Source organism: Aquitalea sp. ASV11 (assembly GCF_016429185.1).
Lineage (GTDB): Bacteria > Pseudomonadota > Gammaproteobacteria > Burkholderiales > Chromobacteriaceae > Aquitalea > Aquitalea pelogenes.
Window position 1 is genome coordinate 1 of the sequence record NZ_JAELUD010000146.1, and the last position, 1,231, is coordinate 1,231.

Consider the following 1,231-nt stretch of genomic DNA (forward strand, 5'->3'; position numbering starts at 1 on the left):
CGGGCCGCAGTCCGGACAGGCGGTGGGTTCGGCATGAAAGCGGCGGCTGTGCGGGCTCTGGTATTCGCTGCGACAGGACGGGCACAGCAAGAAGGGCAGCATGCTGGTGTTGGCGCGGTCGTAGGGCAGGCGATGGGTGACGGTGTAGCGCGGGCCGCAATCGGTACAGTTGATGAAGGGGTAGCGATAGCGGCGGTCAGCGGGGTTGAACAATTCGGCCAGACAGGCCGGACAGGTAGCGCTGTCGGCAGGCAGGCGTGCCTGGGTGGTGCTGCCGCTGCCGCTGCTGCTGCGGATTTCAAAACCGTCCTCATCCGGCAATGGGTCCAGCAGGGTTTGCTGCATGCTGTCGATCTGGGCCAGCGGCGGCAGGTGCTGTTGCAGTTGCAGCTGGAAGGCAGCCAGCTGGCTGCTGCTGCCTTGCAGTTCCACCGTCACGCCTTCGCCACTGTTGTGTACAAAGCCGGACAGGCCTTCCGCCTGGGCGGTGCGCCAGATGAAGGGACGAAAGCCCACTCCCTGAACCCGGCCGCGGATGGCCAGTCGCAAGCGTTGTGTCAGCATGATTCAGCGGCGCTCCTGCAACTGCTGTTCCAGCGCGGCAATCTGCTGGCGCAGGCGGGCCACTTCACGCTGCTTCACCAGCTGGGCATCGTTCATTTCCAGCAACAGCCAGTCAATCCACAGGTCCATGCCGTCGCCGCTCTTGCTGGACAGCTGCAAAACCTTGATTTTCGGGTTGATGCGGCGGGCGTTGGCAATGCACACGTCCACGTCGAAATCCAGATGGCGCAGCAGGTCTATCTTGGTCAGCAGCATGATGTCGGCGGCGGCAAACATGTCCGGGTACTTCAGCGGTTTGTCCTCGCCTTCGGTCACGGACAGGATGGCCACCTTGTGTGCCTCGCCCAGGTCGAACGCCGCCGGGCACACCAGATTGCCGACGTTTTCGATCAGCAACAGGCTGTCATCCGCCGGGTTCAGCTGTTCCAGCGCCTGGCCCACCATGTGGGCGTCCAGATGGCAGCCCTTGCCGGTGTTGATCTGGATGGCCGGTGCGCCGGCCGCGCGGATGCGCTCGGCGTCATTGCTGGTTTGCTGGTCGCCTTCCACCACGTATACCAGGGTGTCGCTGCCCAGCTGGCGGATGGTTTCGGCCAGCAGGGTGGTTTTGCCCGAACCGGGGCTGGACACCAGATTCAGCGCAAAGATGCCACGGTCGCGCAGCCAC

At 63.9% G+C, this 1,231-nt stretch carries 2 protein-coding genes; both read right to left on the reverse strand.

Annotation, left to right across the window (positions count from 1 at the left end):
- A partial coding sequence (locus JHD62_RS21345) for an acylphosphatase (protein ID WP_199104567.1) occupies positions 1-564 on the reverse strand: 564 nt, incomplete at its 3' end.
- A gap of 3 nt (positions 565-567) precedes the next feature.
- Positions 568-1,231, reverse strand: a 664-nt coding sequence (gene hypB, locus JHD62_RS21350; RefSeq protein ID WP_199104568.1) for a hydrogenase nickel incorporation protein HypB, incomplete at its 5' end; no start/stop codon positions are given.